The 19799-nt window shown below is 66.0% G+C and carries 21 protein-coding genes; 8 read left to right on the forward strand and 13 right to left on the reverse strand.

The window, feature by feature from the left end:
• Positions 1 to 50 precede the first annotated feature (50 nt).
• The gene (locus MUH00_RS12085; protein ID WP_246998856.1) at positions 51 to 1250 is read right to left on the reverse strand and encodes a low temperature requirement protein A; all 1200 of its coding nucleotides are present in this window, start codon (positions 1248 to 1250) and stop codon (positions 51 to 53) included.
• A 455-nt stretch (positions 1251 to 1705) separates the two neighbouring features.
• A complete protein-coding gene (gene purH / locus MUH00_RS12090; RefSeq protein ID WP_246998858.1) occupies positions 1706 to 3394 on the reverse strand; it encodes a bifunctional phosphoribosylaminoimidazolecarboxamide formyltransferase/IMP cyclohydrolase in 1689 nt (562 codons plus the stop codon).
• Positions 3395 to 3562: 168 nt separating this feature from the next.
• Here purH and purB point away from each other — a divergent pair, with 168 nt between their 5' ends.
• Positions 3563 to 4948, forward strand: coding sequence for an adenylosuccinate lyase (gene purB, locus MUH00_RS12095; protein ID WP_246998860.1), 1386 nt, complete (start codon positions 3563 to 3565; stop codon positions 4946 to 4948).
• 352 nt (positions 4949 to 5300) lie between these two features.
• Complete coding sequence (locus MUH00_RS12100) at positions 5301 to 6086, forward strand: TrmB family transcriptional regulator (protein ID WP_246998862.1); 786 nt, start codon at positions 5301 to 5303, stop codon at positions 6084 to 6086.
• A 128-nt stretch (positions 6087 to 6214) separates the two neighbouring features.
• Here the strand turns inward: MUH00_RS12100 and MUH00_RS12105 are convergent, their stop codons facing one another.
• Entirely contained in the window at positions 6215 to 6616 is a 402-nt protein-coding gene (locus MUH00_RS12105) for a PPOX class F420-dependent oxidoreductase (RefSeq protein WP_246998864.1), read from the reverse strand.
• Between the two features lie 189 nt (positions 6617 to 6805).
• Between MUH00_RS12105 and MUH00_RS12110 the strand changes: the two genes are divergently transcribed.
• Complete coding sequence (locus MUH00_RS12110; RefSeq protein WP_246998866.1) at positions 6806 to 8083, forward strand: 5'-nucleotidase C-terminal domain-containing protein; 1278 nt, start codon at positions 6806 to 6808, stop codon at positions 8081 to 8083.
• Between the two features lie 5 nt (positions 8084 to 8088).
• Here the strand turns inward: MUH00_RS12110 and MUH00_RS12115 are convergent, their stop codons facing one another.
• The 7 genes from MUH00_RS12115 to dapA all read right to left on the reverse strand — a co-directional run bounded on the left by MUH00_RS12115 (position 8089) and on the right by dapA (position 14601).
• Positions 8089 to 8526 (reverse strand): GNAT family N-acetyltransferase, encoded by a 438-nt coding sequence (locus MUH00_RS12115; RefSeq protein ID WP_246998868.1) that lies wholly within the window; start codon positions 8524 to 8526, stop codon positions 8089 to 8091.
• A gap of 73 nt (positions 8527 to 8599) precedes the next feature.
• Positions 8600 to 9826: a M20 family metallopeptidase gene (locus MUH00_RS12120; protein WP_246998869.1), complete on the reverse strand. Its 1227-nt coding sequence runs from the start codon at positions 9824 to 9826 to the stop codon at positions 8600 to 8602.
• Positions 9827 to 9836: 10 nt separating this feature from the next.
• On the reverse strand, positions 9837 to 10670 hold the full coding sequence (dapF, locus tag MUH00_RS12125; RefSeq protein WP_246998871.1) for a diaminopimelate epimerase: 834 nt from the start codon (positions 10668 to 10670) through the stop codon (positions 9837 to 9839).
• Between the two features lie 4 nt (positions 10671 to 10674).
• Complete coding sequence (lysA, locus tag MUH00_RS12130) at positions 10675 to 11964, reverse strand: diaminopimelate decarboxylase (RefSeq protein ID WP_247003954.1); 1290 nt, start codon at positions 11962 to 11964, stop codon at positions 10675 to 10677.
• Positions 11965 to 12074: 110 nt separating this feature from the next.
• A complete protein-coding gene (locus MUH00_RS12135) occupies positions 12075 to 12911 on the reverse strand; it encodes a 2,3,4,5-tetrahydropyridine-2,6-dicarboxylate N-succinyltransferase (RefSeq protein WP_246998873.1) in 837 nt (278 codons plus the stop codon).
• Positions 12908 to 13675 (reverse strand): 4-hydroxy-tetrahydrodipicolinate reductase, encoded by a 768-nt coding sequence (gene dapB, locus MUH00_RS12140; protein ID WP_246998875.1) that lies wholly within the window; start codon positions 13673 to 13675, stop codon positions 12908 to 12910. Before dapB ends, MUH00_RS12135 begins: the two co-directional genes overlap by 4 nt.
• The gene (gene dapA / locus MUH00_RS12145; RefSeq protein ID WP_246998876.1) at positions 13672 to 14601 is read right to left on the reverse strand and encodes a 4-hydroxy-tetrahydrodipicolinate synthase; all 930 of its coding nucleotides are present in this window, start codon (positions 14599 to 14601) and stop codon (positions 13672 to 13674) included. The genes dapB and dapA overlap by 4 nt, the downstream gene beginning before the upstream one ends.
• Positions 14602 to 14922: 321 nt before the next feature.
• Between dapA and MUH00_RS12150 the strand changes: the two genes are divergently transcribed.
• Entirely contained in the window at positions 14923 to 15747 is an 825-nt protein-coding gene (locus MUH00_RS12150; RefSeq protein WP_246998879.1) for a M48 family metallopeptidase, read from the forward strand.
• 122 nt (positions 15748 to 15869) lie between these two features.
• Positions 15870 to 16367, forward strand: coding sequence for a LabA-like NYN domain-containing protein (locus MUH00_RS12155; protein WP_246998881.1), 498 nt, complete (start codon positions 15870 to 15872; stop codon positions 16365 to 16367).
• Positions 16368 to 16399: 32 nt separating this feature from the next.
• On the opposite strand, the gene MUH00_RS12160 is transcribed toward MUH00_RS12155, so the two are convergent.
• Positions 16400 to 16573: a hypothetical protein gene (locus MUH00_RS12160; protein WP_246998883.1), complete on the reverse strand. Its 174-nt coding sequence runs from the start codon at positions 16571 to 16573 to the stop codon at positions 16400 to 16402.
• 154 nt (positions 16574 to 16727) lie between these two features.
• Here MUH00_RS12160 and MUH00_RS12165 point away from each other — a divergent pair, with 154 nt between their 5' ends.
• From MUH00_RS12165 to MUH00_RS12175, 3 genes are all read left to right on the forward strand, one after another.
• A complete protein-coding gene (locus tag MUH00_RS12165; protein ID WP_246998884.1) occupies positions 16728 to 17222 on the forward strand; it encodes a PUA domain-containing protein in 495 nt (164 codons plus the stop codon).
• Between the two features lie 176 nt (positions 17223 to 17398).
• Positions 17399 to 17794 carry a nascent polypeptide-associated complex protein gene (locus MUH00_RS12170; RefSeq protein ID WP_246998885.1) on the forward strand — a complete coding sequence of 132 codons (396 nt, stop codon included), beginning with the start codon at positions 17399 to 17401 and terminating at the stop codon, positions 17792 to 17794.
• Entirely contained in the window at positions 17791 to 18540 is a 750-nt protein-coding gene (locus MUH00_RS12175; RefSeq protein ID WP_246998886.1) for a methyltransferase domain-containing protein, read from the forward strand. Before MUH00_RS12170 ends, MUH00_RS12175 begins: the two co-directional genes overlap by 4 nt.
• 420 nt (positions 18541 to 18960) lie before the next feature.
• Here MUH00_RS12175 and MUH00_RS12180 read toward each other — a convergent pair whose 3' ends face one another.
• Both MUH00_RS12180 and MUH00_RS12185 read right to left on the reverse strand, forming a co-directional pair.
• Positions 18961 to 19269 carry a transcription factor S gene (locus tag MUH00_RS12180; protein ID WP_246998887.1) on the reverse strand — a complete coding sequence of 103 codons (309 nt, stop codon included), beginning with the start codon at positions 19267 to 19269 and terminating at the stop codon, positions 18961 to 18963.
• Between the two features lie 56 nt (positions 19270 to 19325).
• The gene (locus tag MUH00_RS12185) at positions 19326 to 19583 is read right to left on the reverse strand and encodes a DUF5789 family protein (protein WP_246998888.1); all 258 of its coding nucleotides are present in this window, start codon (positions 19581 to 19583) and stop codon (positions 19326 to 19328) included.
• Positions 19584 to 19799: the final 216 nt, after the last annotated feature.

The following is a 19799-nucleotide window of genomic DNA, read 5'->3' on the forward strand; positions in this document are numbered from 1 at the left end:
CACTATTGCCGGAAGCATCCGTTCACTGTGAAATATACCGGTTCTAACGCCTACTCAAAATGGCCGTTCGACGCTTGAATGCTTGTAAGACGAAAAATTTCGAGTGTGAGTAAAACAACGAATACGCCTGCTAGTAATACCATCGTCGTCAGTAGTCCGAGGTGGGTACTGGTTACTGCGAGAATTAGTACGATACCAACACCAACGAACCTTGTTGCAATCGTTGACCGGGGAAGGGCATGGAGGCCCGCCCACTGAATAATCGTTACTGTGGCGAGAAATCCAGCGATACTCCCGAAGAGAATAAGTCGGCTAGCACCCTCAAATTCGTGACCCTCTGCACCTGCAATGATAGTGGTCTCGATACCGATTCCGAACGCAGTGATACAGGCAAATACGGGAAGGTGCCCGTAGCCATAGAGGCTCCATCGTATGACCCCGAACCAATCGCTTCGAACGAATCGATTGACGATATCGTTATCGGAATATGCGAAGTAGAGCCACCAAAAACTAACTGCGATCAAAAATCCCGCGATACCGATTATTGCGGGTACGGTCTGCCAATTCGTATCGGCCGTCCCTGACGCTACGCCAAGGATTGCTTCGCCTAAGACGACGATGGTAAACAGACCGAATCGCTCGTCCATATGAGAACGTTGAGCAGGCACATCCTCGAGTATCATGTAGACGATCGACGTCCAGGAAATTTCGATGACGAGTCCGGCCGCCCAAAGTCCGTACGTTAGTGGAGGTGGAATCGCCAAGGATACGGCCCAAAACATAATCCCGATCATGTAACCGATCGACAGTATCGTCGCGAGCTCACGCGCTTCGGGTACTATTCGACTGACGATCAAATAGAGCCCTGTATTCAGTAGCCGGAGTAGGATATAGAAGATAGCGAACGCTGTTGCGCCGCCATGAAGGGCATCAGAGAACGTGAACGACCAGACAATCACACCGAGCATTACAGTGATCGAGGCAAGCGGATAAATCACGTCGTTCTGGTCAAAAACATCGCCATAGTAACTGTGTGCTCCCCATACCCACCAAACAGGGATGAACAGTACTACGAATTCGACGATCCCATTGGCCGTCAAGGAGTCTGCAAGAATACGACCAAGTTCGGCAACGGCAACGACGAACACCAGATCGAAGAACAGCTCCAACCACGTCGCGTGGCGGTCCGGAATTGGGGTCCGATCGTGAAGTGCGGGAGCAGATACCAGTTGGAGCCAGTTTTTACTCATTCTGTATTCTAGCCCGTCATTCGTAATGTGCCTCTCTCTAGAATCAATAGAGATTTTTGTTCCGGTTTGCGTTCATTCAGTGAGTGCCTTGGCAAGATATCCGTCGATGGATTACACATTGTGGACCACCAATCAGCACTCTGGGGGAACTTATTATTCTCTGAGGATTTCAACAAGGCCGATCGATTCAACGGAACGGGGAGCGGTCATCCGACGATTCTGGTCCCGCAACGCGTTCAGATCCCCGCGTTGTGCAGTCGTGTCTGAAAGACCGCTGCCCCGTAAACGCCATCGCGGCATCCACCTTTTTCCGTTCGGGTTCACTCACTACCCGCGGGTCGCTCCGTTCCCCGCTCATTTTCCGCGGCGCGTGGCGCCGCGCGCCGTTCGCTCACCACTCACGAAAAAATCTGGACCAAAAAAGACCGTTCGCTCGTTTCACTCGCTCACGGTCGTTAGTCGTGACGGAAAGACCGCTGCCCCGTAAACGCCATCGCGATGCCGTGTTCGTTCGCGGCCGCGATCACGTCGTCGTCGTTGACCGAGCCACCGGGCTGGACGACCGCCTCGATACCCGCCTTCGCGGCCTCCTCGATGCCGTCGGGGAACGGGAAGAAGGCGTCGGAGGCCATGACGGCGCCGTCGGCGTCCTTGCCCTCGGCGTGCTCGTCGGCTTTCATCGCCGCGAGTCGGACCGCGTCCACGCGGGACACCTGTCCCATGCCGATGCCGACCGTTTCGGTGCCCGTCGCGAAGAGAATGCCGTTCGACTTGACGTGCTTGAGCGTCCGCCACGCGAACACCATCGACTCGAGTTCTTCGCCGGTGGGTTCGCGCTCCGTGACGACCTCGAGGTCGTCGACGTCGATCGACTGCAGGTCGCGCTCCTGGACGAGTCGGCCGCCGACGATCGGCTTCTCGGTGAAGCGATCGGTTCGCTCTCCCAGTTCGCCCACGTCGAGCACGCGCAGATTCTTCTTCTCGCGGAGGACGTCGAGGGCGTCGTCGGTGTAACCGGGGGCGACGACGACCTCTTTGAACGAGTCGACGATCAGTTCCGCGGTCGCGGCGTCGCACTCCCGGTTGACGGCGACGATCCCGCCGAACGCGCTCATCGGATCGGTCGAAAGCGCCTTCTCGTAGGCCTCGGCGATCGAGTCCGCCGTCGCACAGCCCGCGGGGTTGGTGTGCTTGATGACCGCCGCGGCGGGCTCGTCGAACTCCGTGATCAGGTTCAGCGCGCCGTCGGCGTCGTTGTAGTTGTTGTACGACAGCGCCTTCGCGCCCTCGTTCAACTGGTCGGCGTGGACGACGCTGGCCTCGTCGCAGGTGTAGTCGGCGTAGACCGCGGCGTCCTGGTGGGGGTTCTCCCCGTAGCGGAGGGTGTCGATCCGATCGCTCGAGACGAGTCGGCGGGCCGGAAGGCCGCCTCGCGGCTTCGCCGCTCGACCATCCGAGGCGCGTGGCGCCTCGCTGTCGTCGTGGTCGTCATCCTCGGTACTCGCGACGTCCGCGTCGACGGTCACCTCGCCCGCCTCGCGATCGACGCCGACGGCGCCCTCGGCGAACCACTTTACCGCTCGTGGATACGCGCGGAACTCGCCCTCGTAGAGGACGCGCTCTTTGAGCGCCTCCGCGTCGTCACCCTCGTAGACCGGGATCGGTTCCTGGGTGACGATCGGGCCGACGTCGACTTCCGACTCGACGACCTCGCCCTCCTCGTCGGTCGCGTCGGTGACGACGTGGACCGTACAGCCCGTGACCGAGACGCCCGCCGCGAGGGCGTCGCCCCAGGCGTCCATGCCGGGGAACGACGGCAGCAGCGACGGGTGGACGTTCAGCGTCGTCGGCTGGACGTCGAGGAACGCGTCCGAGAGGATGCGCATGTAGCCGTCCAGACAGACCAGGTCGTACGCGTAGTCATCGAGCGCCGCGTTGACGGCCTCCTCGTGCTCGCGGCGGCTCATGTCCTCCCCCAGCGGGACGACCTCGGTGGGAATACCTCGCTCGGCGGCGGCCTCCAGCACCGGCGCGTCCCCGCTGTTCGTCAGCACGACGGCGAGTTCCGCCCCGCCCGGCGCTCGATCGGCGATGTTCAACAGGTTGCGCCCTCGGTTGCCGGCCATCCCGGCGATTCGCGTCATGCGCGGATAGCCGCCCGCAAAGGGGAAAGTGGTTGCGGTCTCGACCGCCGATATATACACGTACGTGTATCAATTTGGCGATATTCTCGACCACGACCGTAGAAATATGCACGCTCGTGGCTCGGTCTTTCGATAACCCTTTTGCGCCCCGCTGGAAAGAGTCGCACAATGACCGAAACTGACGCCCTGTACGCCGTCTCGCCGCTAGACGGCCGCTACGCCGGCCGGACCGCGCCGCTGTCGCCGTACGCGAGCGAGGCTGCACTCATGCGCGCCCGCGTCCGCGTCGAAGTCGAGTACCTGATCGCCCTCGCGGATCTCGACGCGACGCCGCTTGCGATCGATATCGACGAACGCGAAGCCTTGCGCGGGTTGTACAAGCACTTCGCCGAGGAGGATGCCCGGCTGATAAAGAAACTGGAGACGGAGGGTCACGCCGGCTTCGACGCGACGAACCACGATGTCAAGGCCGTCGAGTACTTCGTCCGCCACCGGCTTTCCGAGGACAGTGACGCCTCGGCGTGGATCCACTTCGGACTGACCAGCGAGGACGTGAACAACCTCGCCCACCGGCTGCTCGTCCGCGACGCCGTAGACGAGGTACTCCTCCCGAAACTGTACGAGGTGCGGAAGTCCCTCGCCGACATGGCCCGCGACCACCGCGATCTCCCGATGCTCGCGCGAACGCACGGCCAACCCGCCACGCCGACGACGTTCGGCAAGGAGATGGCCGTCTACGCCGCGCGCCTCGGTCGCGCGACCGGACGCATTCGGCGGGCGACGGACGGTCTCCGCGGCAAACTCGGCGGTGCCTCCGGGACCTACGCCGCCCACGTCGCGGCCTACCCGGACGTCGACTGGCGGGCCTTCGCCGAGGACTTCGTCACCGGATTGGGCCTCGCGTTCGAGCCGCTCACGACGCAGGTCAACCCCTGCGACGACCTCGCGGCCCTGTTCGACGCGTTCCGCGGAGCCAACGACGTCCTGCTCGACCTCGACCTCGACGTGTGGCTCTACGTCTCCGATCGCTACCTCGGCCAGGAGGCCGTCGAGGGCGAAACGGGCTCGTCGACGATGCCCCACAAGGTCAACCCGATCGACTTCGAGAACAGCGAGGGGAACCTCTCGAAGGCCAACTCCGATCTGACCTTCCTCGCCGACTACGTCACGACCTCGCGGCTCCAGCGCGACCTCTCGGATTCGACCGTCAAGCGCAACATCGGCGCGGCGTTCGCCCACTGCTTGATCGGCTACGGGAAGACCGCCACCGGCCTCGAGAAGGTCGTCCCGACCGAGGCGGTCATGCGCGAGGAACTCGAAAACACGCCCGAGATCATCGGCGAAGCCGTCCAGACTATCCTCCGACGCGAGGGCCAAGAAGACGCCTACGAGCGCGTCAAGGCCGTCACCCGCGGCCGGGAGGTTACGATCGAGGACTTTCGATCGATGTTCGACGAACTCGACGTCGACGAGGACGTCCGCGAGGAACTGCACGCGCTCACGCCGACCGGATATACCGGCGTCGCGAGCGAGCTGGTCGACGATCTCACGTAAGCGCGATCCGTCTTCCTCCGGTATTCGTGGACAGTCCGGTCTCCGCGTCGTCCGCTTCCGGTCCCCTCGTGTACTTCGATCGAAAAAACGAAGCTGCTGTTATCCGGATAACACCAATATTATTATATTATCATCTCGCTTTACTCGAATCGATGGCCGCAAAAACGAGGGCGGCGGCTCGCTGCGAGACGTGCGGTCGCGCGTTCGCCGTTTGGCAAACGTCTGATGGGCGGATCATCCCGATCGGGAACGTGGCGGGATGTCCCTGCGGCGAAGGGAATTTTCAGTTGCTGGCGTCGAACGCCGCATAACTCGCCGCCCCACTTTTCCGCGTTCACGCCGTACCCCGGATATGTCCGCGACGCAGGAAGCGGTCCTCGCGATGGAAGCGCTGGGATTGACGGAGTACGAGGCGCGGTGCTTCGTCGCGCTGACTCGGATATCGAACGGGACGGCGAAGGAAGTCGGCCAGGTTGCGGATATTCCTCGATCGCGGGTGTACGACACGATCGAAGGGCTCGAACGAAGGGGGCTCGTCGAGATCCAGCAATCCGATCCGCGGGAGTTCAAAGCCGTACCGATCGAGATGGCAGTACGCCGGATCCGCGAGGACTACGATTCTCGGATAAACGCCGCGGAAAACGCGTTACAACAGGTGGAAGAGCCGGAAACCGATGACGACGAGGGGATGTGGGCGATCACCCAGCCGGACCACGTAACCGAGCGCATCGAACTCTTTCTGGACGCCGCCGAAGACGAGATTCATTACGTCATCGTGACCGAGGAGGTGGTCGAACGATCGATCCTTACACACCTCGACCAGGCTGCTAATCGAGGCGTCGAGGTCGTCGTCGAAGTTTCGACCGACGATCTCGGAGAGCGCCTTCGCGAAGCGGTACCCGACGCGGACGTCGTCGTGGCGAGCGACCTGGAAACGACGAATCCGGTGTACGGGGAGTGGCCCGGCCAACTGCTCATGGTCGACAATCGATCGGTCGTCGCAGCGGGCATCGAAGAGACGGATCTGCCCGACGTAACCCAGGAACTCGCGGTCTGGACGTACGGACGCGACCACGGATTTGCCGTCTGGATACGCGAGCTATTGAACGATCGTCACGAGAAACTGTCAGCGCAATAAAACCCTCGTACGCGCCGCTTCGATCGGCGTCCGAACGGGGAATCGCTCGTCCGCATCGAGCGACGAGTCCCGTCCGCAACCCCCGTCCAGAACCGCACAGCAACCCAGGTCGTCGCGACTCGGACCGGCTACGCCTCGAAAGCTCGCACGTTCTCCGGTTCGATCGAGATGATGACCCGCTCCGTCTGGATCGGGTTCGGGTACTCGTCTTCGCCCATGTACCGCTTGGCCAGTTCGTCGATGTGTTCGCGGGCGTTCTCTGTCGTGATCTCGTCGACCTCGCCCGTCACGGAGAGCATTCGATACGGATTGTCGGGATCGACCATGCTCACTGCGACCCGCGAATCGTTGCGAGCGTTCTTCTCCTTGCGCCGATCGCGTTCGGTGTTGACGAGCAGCCGATCGGCGTCGGCGTCGTAGTCGATCCACACCGGCGTCACGTGGGGCGCACCGTTCGGCAACAGGGTGGAGATGTGCGCGAACGTCTGCTTTTCGAACAGGTTCTGGAAGTCGTCCGGGATCGATGCCATACCTGAACTGAACCATCGCGGTACTAATTCGCGTGCCCTTACGTTGCAACTTGCGAGAACGGCGGGTTCCGGCCCGATCGGAACCGCGGACCGGCGTCGTCCCGGGAAGCGCGGTGATCGGCGGTGCAGCGGGCGCCAACCGAATCCGGAGACCTATCACTTATCACTTATCCTGACTGAGAGGCGAGCATGACGGTCCCGCGACTCGTCCACGTCGCCGACCTCGAGACGATCTACGACGACCCGGAACGGGTTGGCCGATTGGCCGGCGCGGTGCGCGCGCGGCGCGACGATCGGACGCTCGTCGTCGGCGCCGGCGACACGACGGCGCTGGGTGCGCTCGCGTTCGTCAGCGAGGAGGGCCGCGAACTCGCCCGGCCGCTGTACGAGACGATCGATCCCGACGCCGACGTCCTCGGGAACCACGAGTTCGACTACGGCGCGGATCGGGCCGCCGCGTGGGTGCGGACGACGCCGGGACGCCACCTCCTCGCGAACGTCGAGGGACTTCCGGACGGCGCGACGACGCCGAGTGCGGTTGTCGAGGTCGCTGACGCGCGAATCGGCCTCGTCGGCGTCACCGATCCCAGAACCGCCGAGATATCCGGGATCGACCTCGACGTCGAATTCACCGATCCGGTGACGGCCGTTCGCGCGGCGAGCGATCGGCTTCGGTCCCGCGGCTGCGAGCGGGTCGTCGTCCTTTCGCACTGCGGGCCGCTCGATTCGACGATCGCTGCGGAGACCAATGCGGACATCGTCCTCGGCGGCCACGACCACGAGCGCGTCCGTGAACGGGTCGACGGCACGCTCGTCGCGCGCACCGAGGGCGGACAGGCGGGTGCGTTCCAGGTCGTCCGCCTGACCGATCCGCCCGCGGTCGAGGTGTGTGCGATCGACGACGAACCCCGCCACGAACGGATCGAATCGGCCTACCGCGAGCGCTACGACGCCACCGGACTCGCCGACGTCGTGACGACGCTGCCGGAGCCGATCGATCGCGCGACGACGGCGCGGACGGTCGCTCGCGCGTACCGGGAGCGTGGAACTGCCGCCGTCGGTCTCGTGGCTCGAGGGTCCGTCCGCGACGGGCTCCCCGGGGACGTCACGCGCGGAGACGTCATCGGCGTCGTTCCGTTCGGTTCCATGCTACACGTCCACCGCGTCGACGGTCGGACGATGGCGGCGATCGTCGATCGCGGCACGGGGCTGGACCACGAGACGGCGGGGGAGATCGTGGCCGACGGCCCGTCGCGATCGACCGACGGCGGCGCGCTCGTCGAGGGCGAGCCGATCGATCCGGACGGCTCCTACCGCGTCGGCTGTATGAGCTACCTGACGGCGGTCGACGCGATCCCCGAACTCGATTCCGACACGCTCGTCGAGGATCGCGGGCCGCAACACGAGCACGTGCTGGCGTATCTGGAGGGTGAGGGATCGATCGCGGAGCGCTCAACCCGGCGGTAGCTCCGTTACCGATCGAGGTTCCGCGTGAAGACGTGGCTCGCGCGATCCATGGCGACGCGCTCCTCGTAGAACCGGTGGGCCTCTTCGCGCTGTACCCCCGACGACAGGGCGATTTTCTCACATCCCATCCCCTCGGCCCACTCCACGAGGTGCTCGAAGAGGCGCCTTCCGTACCCCTCCGATCGGTGGTCGGCGTCGGTGATCAACTCGCATACCCACAGGTGCCGCCCGTAGTACATGTTGACCGAGACGTCGACGCCCGCGAGCGCGACGAGTTCGTCGTCCGAAAACAGGCCGAACAGCCGGTACCCGTTCTCGGTCATCCGATCGAGGTAGTCGAGGTACGCCGCCTCGTCGAGGTGCGTTCGCAACTGTCGCATCACGGGAAAGGCGCCGATCCACTCGGCTCTGGACGTCAACTCTCGAACCGTCGGCTCAGTCATACCTCCTCCCCCGCCGGGACGGACGATAGTGTTCTCGATCGAGGCGATCGAAACGGCGGTCGCCGGGAACGCGCTACTCGACGATCGCCGCGAGCGTCTCTTCGAGCGCCGCGGCCGCGGCCTCGACGTCCGCGACGCGGACGTACTCCCGGGGGGCGTGGGCGACGGCGCCCTCGTCGTCGGCCAGCACGCCGGGGCCGAAGACGACCGTCGGCGCGTCCGCCGCGAAGTAGGAGGCCTCCGTCGCCGCGGTGAACGGACGGACGTCGCTCTCCGCGGCCTCGGCGAGCAGACTCACGACCGGCGCGTCGGGATCGGTGTCCCAGGCCTCGAGAAACGGCGTCGGCCGATCGGTAAAGCTGAACTCGACGCCGACGTCCTCGGGAACGGTCGTCCGCAGGTGCTCTGTCAGCGCCTCGCGGAACGCCTCGCCCGTCTCCGGAGGGACGCTACGCCGATCGATCGTCAGCCTGCAGTCGGCCGGCACCTGGTTGGTCGACTCCCCGCCTTCGACGACGGTCGGCGTGAGCGTCGCAGCGCCGAGTTGCGGGTGTGTCGGCGGCGCATCGGCGCGCTCGTCGAAGGTTCGGGTCGCCTTCAGCGCGGGCTCGAGCGCCGCGATCACGTTCGTTCCCGACTGCGGCTCGGCGGCGTGGGCGTTCGCGCCGGTGAGGCGAACCGTCCCCTGAAATCGCCCCTTCGCCGCCGTGCAGACGTCGAGACCGGTCGGTTCGCCGACGATCACAGCGTCCGCGCCCGCGGCGATCGATTCGTCGCCGGAGACGAGCGCGTACGCGCCGGTCGAGAGCACTTCCTCGTCGGGAGTGATGGCGAGCGTCACTCGTCCCCGGGACGGATCGATCGCGAAGAAGGCCGCGAGCATCGCCGCGAGCGGCCCCTTCGCGTCGCAGGAGCCGCGTCCGCGGATGACGTCCGCGGCGATTTCGTCGCCGTCACCCGTCTCGCCGTCAGGCCCGCCGCCGTCGCGCTCGAACGGGACGTGCGGCGAGACAGTGTCGATGTGGGTATTCAAAACGACGTGCGCGTCGGCGTTCGCCGGTCCGCGGCGCGCGATCACGTTCCCGTCGTCGTCGACCCGCGGCGCGACGCCCTGCGCTTCGAGCGTCTGGCAGAGGAACTCGCGCATCGGCCCCACGCCATCGTTCGAGGGGTGCCGGACGGCCGTCTCGAGGAAGGCGATCGGATCGAACGGCCGATCGGCCGCGCGCTCGCTCGCGTACTCGTCCGTCTCGGCGTCAGAACCAGTACCGGCGTCGGCGGTGGAATCGCGTCCCGTCACTGTTCTCGAGTCACGTTCTGGTCGGCGATTCGATCGTCATCTCGCCGTCGAACTCGTGTTCGACGGGGCCGGCGAGCGTCGCGTGGCCGCGTTCGTTGAAGCTCACCCGCAGGGTGCCGCCCGGCGGCCGGACGCGGACGGGGTCCGCGTCGGTGAGCCCGAGTCGCCGCGCGACGACGGCGATCGCGACCGCGCCGGTGCCACAGGAGTCCGTCTCGCCCTCCACGCCGCGCTCGTAGGTGCGCTGGAAGAAGCCGCCGTCGCCGTCCGGGCTGGCCACCGTGACGTTCGTCCCGCGGGGAAAGACGTCCGCGTGGCGCACCGGCGGTGCGGCCGCCCCGAGGTCGACCTCGTCGACGTCGTCGACGAACGCGACGGCGTGGGGGACGCCGGTGTTGACCATCGTTACCTCGAGGCCCTCGATCTCGGTCTCGAAGACCTGCTCGTCGGCCTCGACGGGGACCTTCTCGGGGTCGAACGTCGGCGACCCCATCTCGATGACGATGTCGTCCGCGTCCGACCGATCGGCCCGCAGGGTCCCCGCCTGAGTGTCGATCATCACGCTGTCGGAGCCCGTCCGCTCCATCGCCCACTCGGCGGCACACCGGGCGCCGTTGCCGCACATCGGCGCCGTGGCGCCGTCCGGCTGGACCAGCGTCATCACGACGCGCGGCGGGGTGAACCCCTCCTCGAGCGCGAGAAAGAGGACGCCGTCGGCACCGACGCCGTCGTCTCGATCGCACTCGCGTTCCGCGAGCGCGCCCCTGTCGGGGACGGCTTCGTCCGCGTGGATGATTACGAAGTCGTTGCCGGTGCCGTGGTACTTCTGGAATGGGACGGTCATCGTGCTATCGTTCCTCGTGGTCGTTATCGCTCTCTCGGTTCGTTCGCGCGGTCGCGTCTCCCGCGCCGTGCGCGTCGGGCTCCAGGCGGGTCACGTCGTCGAACGTCTCCCGACGCCGGGAGAGTCGCGCCGCGTCGCCGTCGAGGACGATCGAGGCGGGCCGGGGACGCGAGTTGTACTGGGTGGCCATCTCGTAGCCGTACGCGCCGGCGTTGCCGATCGCGAGGACGTCCCCGCGCTCGCTCTTGGGCAGTTCGCGGTCCGCACAGAAGACGTCGCTGCTCTCGCAGATCGGGCCGCTGATCGTCTGCGGGGTCGTTCCGCGTGCCGGCGCCGCCGCGGACTCGGCCGGTGCGGTGTCCGCCGTCAGATTTCGGATCGGGTGGTAGGAGCCGTACATCGCGGGTCGAATCAGCGTCGTCATCCCTGCGTCGACGCCGACGGCGGTCGTCTCCCGGGCGTCCTTGACGGTGTTGACTTCGGTCAGCAGGACGCCGGCGTCGGCGACGAGATACCGGCCCGGCTCGATCGTCAGCGCCGCGTCGATCCCGCCGATCGCCTCGCGTGTCGCCTCGGCGACGGCCTCCAGATCGAGCGGCTCCTCGTCCTCGTGGTAGGGGACGCCGAAGCCGCCGCCGACGTCGACGAACTCGAGGCCGTCGCCGTCGAGTTCCCGGTTCACGTCTCTCGCCAGGTCACCCATCCGCGAGACGAACTTCCGGTGGGCCTCCAACTGGTCGCTCGAGACGCCGGAGCCGACGTGGGCGTGGATTCCGACCACGTCGATACCACGACCGGCGGCGTCCGAGAGGACCTCGACGGCGCGCTCGATCGGCACGCCGAACTTCGGTTCGGCGCCCGTCTCTACTTTCTCGTGGTGGCCGGCGCCGATGCCGGTGTTGACCCGAAGACAGAGCCGGCCGTCGTAGCCGCGATCGGCGAGGCGATCGATCGTGTCCTCGGCCCCGGCGGTGATCGTCAGGTCGGGGTGGTCCGCCCAGGCGTCGACGATCCAGTCGAGGTCGCGAGCGGGCGGGTTGACCGCGGTGTAGTGGACGTCGGCGCCCGGCGCGCCGGCCTCGAGCGATCGCTTGACCTCGCCGGCAGAGGCGCACTCCAGCCCGGCGCCGGCCTCGTGGACCGCCGCGAGGACGCCCCGAACCGCGTTCGCCTTCACCGCGTACATGATCTCGGCGTCGGGAAACGCCACCTCGACGCGCCGGTGGTTCTCCCGGACGCGATCGAGGTCGAGGACGTACAGCGGCGAGCCGTAGTCGTCGACGAGCGCCTGCAGCCGATCGGCGTCCCAATCGTCGAGCCGCCGGACTGCGGGATTCTCGCCGCCACCGTCGCTGCCGTCACCGTCGGAACGTACGTTCGATCTCTCGCCGTCCGCGGACTCACTCACTCTCTCAGCACCTCCTCGCGTTCCGTCGCTTCGAGCGTCTCCGTTTCGAGGTCGGTCGCGACGACGGCAGGCTTGTACGCGCCACCGTCGAAGAGGTCGTGGCCGCTGATCGAGGACTCGACGAAGCGGGTAAACGCGCGCCGATCGGCCGGAAGCTCACCGTACAGTACTTCATCCTCGACGAGGTCGTAAACGGGGATTCGCGGCGTCAGCAGGGTGTTCTCGCCGACGACGCTGTTCTCCCCGACGACGAAGCCGCTGGTGACGCGGCAGCCGGCGCCGAGCGAGACGTCGTCTTCGACGATGACCGGCGCGTTTTCGACGGGTTCGAGGACGCCGCCGATCAGCGTGTTCGCCCCCAGCTTGACGTTTTCGCCGATCTGGGCGCAGGAGCCGACCGTGTCACAGGAGTCGACGAGCGTGCCGTCGCCGACGTAGGCGCCGATGTTGACGAACGCTGGGCTCATCAGGATGCAGTTCGAGCCGACGTGCGCGCCCTGGCGGACGACCGTACCGTCCGGCGTGTTGCGGCTGCTCCGATCGCCGTAGCCGCTCGTATCCGCCAGCGGGAGGACGTCGTTGTAGGTGACGCCACCGTGTTCGTACTGACCGATCGATCGGAGGCCGAAGTTGAGCAGGATGCCCTGCTTGACCCACTCGTTGGCCTCCCACGCGTCAGTGCGCTTCTCGGCGGCGCGGATCTCGCCGGCCTCGAGCGCGTCGAGGAACGCCTCGAGCGTCGCGTACTCGTCCTCGCCGGCCGAGTCAGCGCCGACTTCGCCGTCGTTATACTGTGTCCACAGTTGTTCGATTTCGTCCTGTAGTGCACTCATTCGCTGATCACGTCCGAAAACTCGTAACGCCTCGCCTTCCGTCCTGCGATCCAGACCGCCGCGTCGACCGCGCCGGCGGCGAAGACGCCCCGGTCCTCGGCGCGGTGGGTGAGCCGGACCTCCTCGTGATTGCCCGCGAGGACGATCTCGTGTTCGCCCGTAACGTTCCCGGCGCGGAGCGCGTGGACGCCGATCTCGGCACCGTCGCGCGGATCGTCACCCTCGCGGCCGTGGGTTCGGCCGCTGAAGTCGCCGTTGGCTTCGATCTCCTCAAGCAGCCGATTCGCGGTGCCGCTCGGCGCGTCGCGCTTCGCATTGTGGTGCGTTTCGACGAGTTCCACGTCGTAGCCCGGTAGGCTCCGCACCGCTTCGCCGACGACGTTCAACAGGGCCTGCACCCCGCGGGCGAAGTTCGGCGCGCGGAGGACGGGGATCTCGTCGCCCGCGGCGTCGATCGCCCCGCGTTGGTCCTCGTCGAACCCGGTCGTCCCCGTGACGAACGCGACGCCCGCGTCGGCGCACGATAGAGCGTAGTCGACGGCGGAGTCGGGGCCGGTGAAGTCGACGACGACCGTCGGTTCCCGATCGACCAGCAGCGAGTCGAACTCGGATGCCGGCTCGACGGCTACGCCGTCGACGGTCTCGTCGCCCGGATCGCGGTTGACGGCGAAGACGACCTCGCAGTCCTCGTGATCGGCCGCCGCGGCGATCACTTCCCGTCCCATCCGGCCCGTCGCGCCGGTGACGCCGAGCCGGACCGTCATCGATCGCCTCCCGCGTCGGCGCTCGCGACGGTCACGGACTCGTCTTCGAGGTCCGCGAGGACGCGTTCGAGGCCCTCCCGGTACTCGTCGGCGAGGCGGGTGAGCGGCGGGCGCAGGCGGGCGGGGCCGTAGCCGCGTATCTGCATGGCTTCCTTGACCGGGATGGGGTTGGTCTCGACGAACAGTTCCCTGAACAGGGGGCCGAGTTCGTGGTGGAGTTCGCGGGCCTGCTCGTAGTGGCCGTCGAGCGCCGCGCCGACCATCGCGCACGTGCGCTCGGGTTCGACGTTCGCGGCGACGCTGATCGTCCCCGTGCCGCCGACCGAGACGATCGGCAGGGTGAGCGCGTCGTCGCCCGACAGGACCGCAAAGTCCTTGTCGAGCGTTCGCTCGGTGATCTCGCCGATCTGACCGAGGTCGCCGCTCGCGGCCTTGAAACCGACGATGTTCTCGTGACTCGCGAGTTCGATCGCGGTGTCGGGTTCGATGTTGCGGCCCGTCCGGGAGGGGACGTTGTAAACGATCTGGGGCAGGTGGACGGCGTCGGCGATCGTCCGGTAGTGCTCGATCAGGCCGCGCTGTTCGGGCTTGTTGTAGTACGGCGAGATCAACAGGAGACCGTCGGCGCCGGCGTCGGCGGCGCGCTCGGACAGCTCCAGCGCCTCGCGGGTGTTGTTCGAACCGGTGCCCGCGATGACGGGCACGTCGTCGACGGCCTCGATGACGGCCTCGACGACCTGGACGTGTTCGTCGTGGGTCAGCGTGGCCGATTCCCCGGTGGAGCCGACGGGAACGAGTCCGTCGACGCCCGCGGTTTCGAGCCGTTGGGCGTCGGTTTGCAGCGTTTCGAAGTCGATCCGTTCGTCCTCGTCGAAGGGCGTGCACATCGCCGGAAAGACGCCCGAAAGGTCGATATCTGAACTCATGCGTGTCGAATCCTCGTGATCGGTTGGATGTGTATGGGTCAGCGGTCGGGTAGTAGTTATTGATCGATCGCGCGTATCCGGGCCGCGCCCGGGACGGGGGTGCCACTCCCGCCGCGAGCGCATTCACGCGCGTTTGCGTTTCGAAAAGCGAAGGGCGGCGCCGCTCACGGCGGGGTCGATCGTCGGGTGAGCGACGCGGCGCATACTCGACAGACGGAAACGAACCGACTTAGTGGTTGTGTCTTCGGTCAACGACCGGCGTGATGCCATCCGACATACAGTTTCGCGTAATTTATCCCATTTCGTTACTTACCGTCTCGTATGACTGACTTCGGACTGAAAGTGCGGATGGCGATCGTCGGATCGATCCTGTTCGCGTTCTACATGCTCGTCGGCGCGTTCGGGCTGGCGGTGTTGGGTCCCGGAGCGTGGCCGCTGGTTCTGCTCGGCCTGCTCGTCCTCCCCGTGATCCAGTACAAGATCGGGGTCTGGTCCGCGACCAGGCGGGCCGAACCGATGCCCGAGGAGGGTCAGTACGCCGCCATCCACCGGATGACCGAGTCCCTGAGCCGGGACATGGGCATCGAGAAGCCGAAGCTCCTGGTCATGGACATGGGCGTTCCGAACGCCTTCGCGACCGGCCGGAAGGGCAACGGCGTCGTCGTGGTGTCGACGGAACTCATCCGCCACCTCCAGCGGGACGAACTGGAAGGGGTCGTCGCGCACGAACTCGCCCACATCAAGAACCGCGACGTCCTCGCGATGGTCGTCGGCAGTTCGATTGCGATGATGGTCGGCTGGGTCGCGTACATGGTGTACATCATGAGCAACGAGCGCGGCTTCGGCAGCATCATCGTCGGCATGGTCCTCTCGAACCTCGCGCAGATGCTCGTGATGGTGTTCGTGCTCGCCATCTCGCGGTACCGCGAGTACGTCGCCGACGACGACGCACGCCAGGCCATCGGCAGCGGCGACCCGCTCGCGCGCGCCCTCGAAAAGATCTCCAGGGGCGCCGAAGGGCGCGAGTCCGTCGTCGACGATAGCGTGAGCGCCCTTTGCATCTTCAACTCGAACAAGAGTGTCCTGGCGCAGTTGTTCGCGACTCACCCGCCGACCGAAAAGCGAATCCAGAAGCTCCGGGGCTGACCGGCGACGGCCGCCCGGGCGACGATCGGTTCCGCGACTCGACTGTCGACGAGGATCCCCGCGGTCACGGTCGATCGGCGGACCGGCGCGATTTTTTACGGTCGACTCCAACACCCTAGCACGTGACCGAGATTCACCCAGGCCAGCGCGTCGCCGTGCTCGTCGACGCCCAAAACCTCTACCATACGGCACAGAGCCTTCACAGCCGCAACATCGACTACTCCGCGCTGCTCGAGAAGGCCGTCCAGGACCGCCAGCTCACGCGTGCGATCGCCTACGTCATCCGGGCGGACGCGCCGGAAGAGGAGAGCTTCTTCGACGCGCTCGTCGACATCGGCTTCGAGACGAAGATCAAGGACATCAAGACGTTCGCCGACGGCTCGAAGAAGGCCGACTGGGACGTCGGCATGAGCCTCGACGCGGTGACGCTCGCCAACCACGTCGATACGATCGTCCTCTGTACCGGCGACGGCGACTTCTCGCGGCTCTGCTCGCACCTTCGCCACGAGGGCGTCCGCATCGAAGTGATGGCGTTCAAATCCTCCACCGCGGAGGAACTGATCGCGGAGGCCGAGTCGTTCCTCGATCTCGGCGAGCGTCCCGAAACGTTCCTGCTCTGAGCGCGCCGCCCGCAGGCCGGCGCTCGATCCGCCTACTCGCGTTGATCGGTCGCGAAACAAACGACCAGCGCACCCGCGCCGATCAGCAACGTCGCCCCCGTCAGCGCGTAGACGAGCGCGTGCGACTCGAGGACGGACGGCCCGACGAACGTGAGCGTGCTTACGACCAGCAGGGCCACGCCGAGGGCGATCTGCGTGAGGTCCATCTCAGGGGCCGAATACTGCCTCGTGCTATATATATCGTTCGTGACGACAGTCAGTCTATATCGTACGTCGACACGTTCGATCGAACGCGGATCGACCGATCGCGGTCGCGGCGAGGTCGAAGGGCTTTCGAGCGCCCGCGTCGAACGACGATCGATGACGGATCCTGCCGACGGGAGCGCGGGGGTAGACCAGCTTCGGACGATCGCGGACTACCAGTTCGGCGCGGGTGCGGGCGAGGCACTGTTTCCGCGCGAGGAGTCGCTGACGGTCAAGCGGACGACTTCGGGGCGGCCCCAACAGGTCCACTGCGAGGACGGGCGACTCGTCTCCTTCGGCGTCGACGGCCGGTTTACCCTCGGGCTCGAGGGCGGTTTTCGACTGGACGCGGCCCTCGACCTCCCGGCGTACCGCGTCGTCGTCGACGACGAGAGCGACCCCTTCGTCCGCGACGGCAAGAACGTCTTCGCGAAGTTCGTCGTCGACGCCGGCCCCGAGATCCGCCCGGGCGACGAGGTACTCGTCACTCACGAGCGCGGTGAGTTGCTCGCCGTCGGCCGCGCGGAACTCGACGCTGACTCGATCGCGGACTTCAACACCGGGATGGCGGTGAACGTGCGCGAGGGCGCGCCCGCGAAGGGCGATCGCTAATCGCTGAAAGACCGTTTCAGTTACGGGAACCGATATACGGGCGTTGCGGGACCTTTTCGTGTGAACCGCTAATTAGTGCTCGCGTCCGTCGCGACCGGCACGTTTTCGTCGGCGCTGGCGCGAACTCGTTCGAAGGAACGACAAGGTAAAAGGTTGCGGGTGCCGACGTGTCGGGTATGTTTGGAGGAGGCGGCGGACTCAATCCGCGCAAGATGGAACAGATGATGAAGCAGATGGGGATCGACGTCGACGAGATCGACGCCGAGGAGGTCATCATCCGGACCGAGGAGTACGACCTCGTCTTCAGCGACGCCGACGTCACGAAGATGGACGCCCGCGGCCAGGAGACCTACCAGGTCATCGGCTCGCCCGAGAAGGTCGAATCCGGCGCGGCCGGTGCCGGCGGTGATGCCGGTGCGGACGCCGGCGCTGGCGCCGACGCGGGATCGGAGATTCCGGACGACGACGTCGAACTCGTCGCCGCGCGGACCGGCGTCAGCGAGGACGAGGCCCGCGAGGCGCTCGAGGCGAACGACGGCGACCTCGCCGCCGCGGTCGAATCGCTCGAGTGACGGACGTGAGCGACCCCGTGCTCCTCGTTCGCGGCGATCGCGAGTTTCTCGTCGAACCGGGCGAGGAGATGGGGACCGACCTCGGCGTTCTGGAGGTGCCGGTGGACGTCGAACCCGGCGACACGATCGAGACCCACCTCGGCGACGAGTTTCGCGTGCGCCGGCTGCGCGGACCCGACCTGTTTCACCACTTCGAGCGGACGGGCGCGCCGATGGTCCCCCGCGACGTCGGCCTGGTGATCGGCGAGACCGGCGTCTCGCGCGGCGATCGAGTGCTCGACGCCGGCACCGGAACGGGCGTCCTCGCGGCGTCGATGGCCCGCGCCGGCGCGTCGGTCGTGACCTACGAGCAAAACCCCGACTTCGCCGCGGTCGCCCGCGAGAACATGGCCCTCGGCGGCGTTTCTGACGACATCGAGGTGCGAACGGGCGACGTCACGGACGAACTCGAGGACCTCGCGTCGTCCCCGGACTCGTTCGACGTGCTCACCCTGGACACCGCGGACGCGCCGTCGATCGTCGCCCGCGCGTCAGACCTGCTCGTCGACGGGGGCTTCGTCGCGGTCTACAGTCCGTTCGTCGAGTCGACTCGAGAGGTCGTCGAGACCGCCCGCGAGGTCGGACTGGCGAACGTTCGGACCCGGGAGACGATCCAGCGGGAGCTGGACGTCGACGATCGGGGCACCCGTCCGTCGACGGCACCCGTCGGACACACTGGATACTTGACGCTCGCTCGAAACGAATAACGGGGGCCGGCGCGCCGATACCAAATAATCTAGGCGATGCCGCTTTACTGGCAGCAATGCAACGAACGGATGCCGTTCGAGAACGGCTCACTTCGAGACAGTGACCTACCAGCGTACCCCCCGGACGTTGGTTGCGCCGAGTCTCACCAGCCACCTATCCCCGCGCGCCGGAACGCGGCACTGGCACCCCGCCGCGGCCGGCACGCCACCTACCACCGATCGTGTCACCGGAACTGCGCAGGCACCCGCCGTTCCGACGCGACACGTTCTCCCCGCTTTTCCGCGCGTTCGCACCTGCGAGGCGTCCGGTCGGTTCGTCGCCGATCGTCGCGACGAGTCGCCGGACGCGGCGGCTCCCCACCGGCCCCGTCGGACCACCGGCTCTCGGATCGAGGTGCTGGCCGAGAATCGCAGAGACGTTCAGTTATCGTCTTCGCGCCACTTGTACTCGCAGTTGGTGCAGATGAAAAAGCGCGTCTCGGACTCGTCGGCCGATCGGATCTGTTGCATGTACCAGTAGGCGCGATCGTTGCCACACTCGGGGCAGTGGGCGTCGGTTTCCGGCAGCGACGTCTCCTCCGACGATTCGATTATCTCGCTTGCCTCCTGGCCTTCGGTGACCGTGTACTGGGCGGCGTCGCCTTTCGGCTTGCTGAACCCGCAACTCCCGCACTGCCAGCGGCCGTCCTCCGCTTTCATCATCGAGCCGCATTCGTCGCAGAATTCCATCGTTGTCCGGGCTACGGCGGTCGAGCGACTTAAGCAACCCGTTTGATCGAGGGCACCTAGCCCTCGCCTTCCGACTGATACGGTTCGCCGACCGCCTCGCGGGGTAACACGTTGTGCAGTTCGGACTCGAGGTCGTCGGCCGACTCGAACCGGGAACTGTTGCTGCGGGCGATCAGCGCTCCCAGGTTTCGCTCTCCGTCGGCGAGGAGGAGCGTAACGTCCTCGAATTCCGTCGCAGCCGCGTCCGCGGTGATCGGGTACTCGAGTTCGCCGAATTGCTCGCTGATCTCGTTGAGTTTGACTGTGCTCGCCATACCCTTCGTTCGCCCTCCGCAGGCTTGTAACGCGCAGTCACCGGCGGCGACTGTCCGGCCGAAGGACATTTCGATTCGAAACGCAAATCCGGCGGCTAACCGAGCGACCGATCGCGGGGTCACGCCCGACTGCTTCGGTTCGACGCCGCGAGCGGCGATCGGATCGACGCCTACGACCTGGAGGGGCACGCCGGGTCCACGTTCGCGATCGCCGAA

It is taken from the genome of Halosolutus gelatinilyticus, assembly GCF_023028105.1.
Lineage (GTDB): Archaea > Halobacteriota > Halobacteria > Halobacteriales > Natrialbaceae > Halosolutus > Halosolutus gelatinilyticus.